Here is a 2426-nt window from a genome sequence, read left to right as displayed (position 1 = left end):
CCAGCCGGTAGCGGGTGAAATCAGCGCCGTGCTGGGCATCTTTGAAGCGGCCGGGAAAATCAAAGTGTTCATAGCCGGTATGCTGGAGGTCCTGCTCCCGCATCTGATGACGGAACTCCGCCGCCCAGGCCGGGTTTTTGAAGGTGTAATCTTTGAGTTCCACCACCGCCGGTCGCACCTGAGCCTGGCGGGTCAGCCGGGTAATGCACAGCTGCCGGGCCTGTTCGGCGTCGCCGGGGTGATAGGGCAGTACCGGGCCTTTGACCACGGAGCCGGCATCGTCGGCAAACACCAGGGTGTTTTTATTGTTGCTGAATTCGAAGAAGTAAAAGAGGCCCTCTTCGGCGGTCAGTCGTTGCAGAAAGGCAAAATCGGTTTCCCGGTACTGGACGCAGAACTCCCGTTCCGGGTGCGGGTTGCGCAGACTGAATGCCACATCCCGGACGCCGTTTTCTTTGAGCAGTGCGGTGATAATGGTCTGGATATCCTGCTGCTGAAAAATGCGTGAATTCTGGCGCAGGGTGGTGCGCCACATATCGGGCCGGACCGTCATTTTGTAGCCGGTCTGGTGTTTGCCGGTGTTGCCCTGCTCAAAGCAGGCGACCATGCCGGTGACGGCGCGTTCGACTTTGCCTGCGCGCAGGATGGTCAGGGTGGCGCGGTTGTCGAGCACCGCGGCGAAATCGACGGCCGGGTCGGCGCTGGCTAAACTGACGGTCAGGGTGAACGGGGTGGAGAAGGCTTCGTTCAGGGTGAAGGCGGAGACCACAAAGGTGTGCGGCGGCAGTCCGCCGGCGGTGAGGGTGAACTGTAAGCCGCCGGCGTCGGGGGAACTGAGGCGGTCGGCGATGTGCTGTGCGAGGTGGCCGGCGCCGGTCAGGCCGGCGGTTTTTTTCTGGAATGACATATTAAGGGTTCCTGTGCTGAATTGACGGGCGGGTGTGTTCAGGGGCTGCGGTCAGTCCGGCGGCTTGCTGCAACGCGTAGTACCGGCTGAGCAGGGCGTTAAAGCGGTCGTCGGTCTTTTTTATCAGCGCCGGGGAGACGGCCTGCCCCTGTTCGACGGCAGCGGCAAGCTGGCGCAGCAGCTCTTCCAGCGGAACGTCACGGTTGTGGCTGTGCTGAATCTGATAAATCGCGGTTTTCAGGTAAGAGAGGGTGAAACTGCCCCGGTTACGCTCCTGTTCCAGGATTTTGTCCGCCAGCAGCTGGAGCTGATGCCGGGTCTGGCGCCAGCTGCCGGGTGCCGGCGCATTCTCCAGCCGGATAGCCTGGAGCTGCTGCCAGCGCTGCGTTTCATGCTGCTGCTGACGGTCCTGCGGCCAGGTTTTTTGTGCCGTGCCGGTCAGCTGCTCAGCCTGTTGCAGGACGACCAGCGGGGAGGTGTCCGCTAACCGGGTTAACTGCTGCGCGTAGGTTTGCAGGTCGGGATGAGACAGCCAGGCCAGTCTGGCCCCGTCCGGGGCGCCGGTGATGGCCGTCATCTGCTGTTGTAAGGGCCGGTAAAGGCCCAGCCAGCTGCCGGTCAGGACGAACACCCCCAGTAATACGCCCAGTCCGAACCCCTGTAATGCGCTCATCGGTCGCGGCGGGGGTTCAGGGAAACGGACCTGCACTTTGGGCTGGCTGCGGTCATCGCTCACGCTGTCGTCCGTTTCCGGTTCAGGCGGCGCCGGTTCAGTGCCGGCGAGATAAACCAGCGGCGGCATCTGTACCGGTTTGGCGGCCGGTTTGGGCAGCAGTCGGGTCTGTTCCAGTTTTTTGGCGGTGTTCTGGAAGAACCACAGCAGGTTTTCGACCTTCGGCAGGCGTTTCAGGTCGGACTGCTGGAGCCGGTCGACGATGAGCTGTAAGGCCCGCTCGGCCCGGTAAATCATCCGCAGGTCGCGGGGGGTGTAATCATGCTGGCGTAAGGCGTTGCCGCTGCGGGTGTTAAACCAGTCCAGCATGTCGGTACGGACCGCCGGCTGCGGCGGCCACAGTGCATCCCACTGGCTGACCATCACCCCGGCCAGCAGTTCGCAGCCTTCGGTAAAGCCCGCCAGACCGCTGAGCTGCATCCGGGCCAGAGTGTAGTAAATCGCGCTCTGCAAATCGACGCCGTGGGTGCGAAACAGCGTCAGGGCCAGCGATTCAATGAGTTGCCAGTTCACTGCCGGCTGAGACGGGTGGTTGATTTTGTTGATTTCTTCGCGTATTGCCGTGAACGCCGGCAGATGCATCGGGTTGCCGCCGGCACGGATAATCAGGTTTTCAGGGTGTTCACGCATGGCCGTTCATCCTTTAGCCTGCCTCCGCCGGCGCGGAGGACAGGGTGGGTTGCTATTTTGCAATGAAGAAAATTTTCCCTTAATACAGCGTGTGAGTCAGTCTGAAATGACTGAACAGGCCGCCTGAAATCGGGTTGTCAGATTCGTCCACGTAGA

At 61.4% G+C, this 2426-nt stretch carries 2 protein-coding genes; both read right to left on the bottom strand.

Annotated features, from left to right (window positions below; all coding sequences use genetic code 11):
- The coding region (gene tssI, locus V2H77_RS00840; RefSeq protein ID WP_341497287.1) for a type VI secretion system tip protein TssI/VgrG at positions 1-907 on the bottom strand (907 nt) is incomplete at its 3' end.
- 1 nt (position 908) lies between these two features.
- Entirely contained in the window at positions 909-2270 is a 1362-nt protein-coding gene (locus tag V2H77_RS00835; RefSeq protein ID WP_341497286.1) for a VasL domain-containing protein, read from the bottom strand.
- Between the last annotated feature and the right edge of the window lie 156 nt (positions 2271-2426).

Origin of the sequence: Photorhabdus sp. P32, assembly GCF_038085095.1 — a bacterium.
GTDB lineage: Bacteria > Pseudomonadota > Gammaproteobacteria > Enterobacterales > Enterobacteriaceae > Photorhabdus > Photorhabdus luminescens.
The sequence above is the reverse complement of the archived record's forward strand: the minus strand, read 5'-3'. Positions and strand labels throughout refer to the sequence as shown.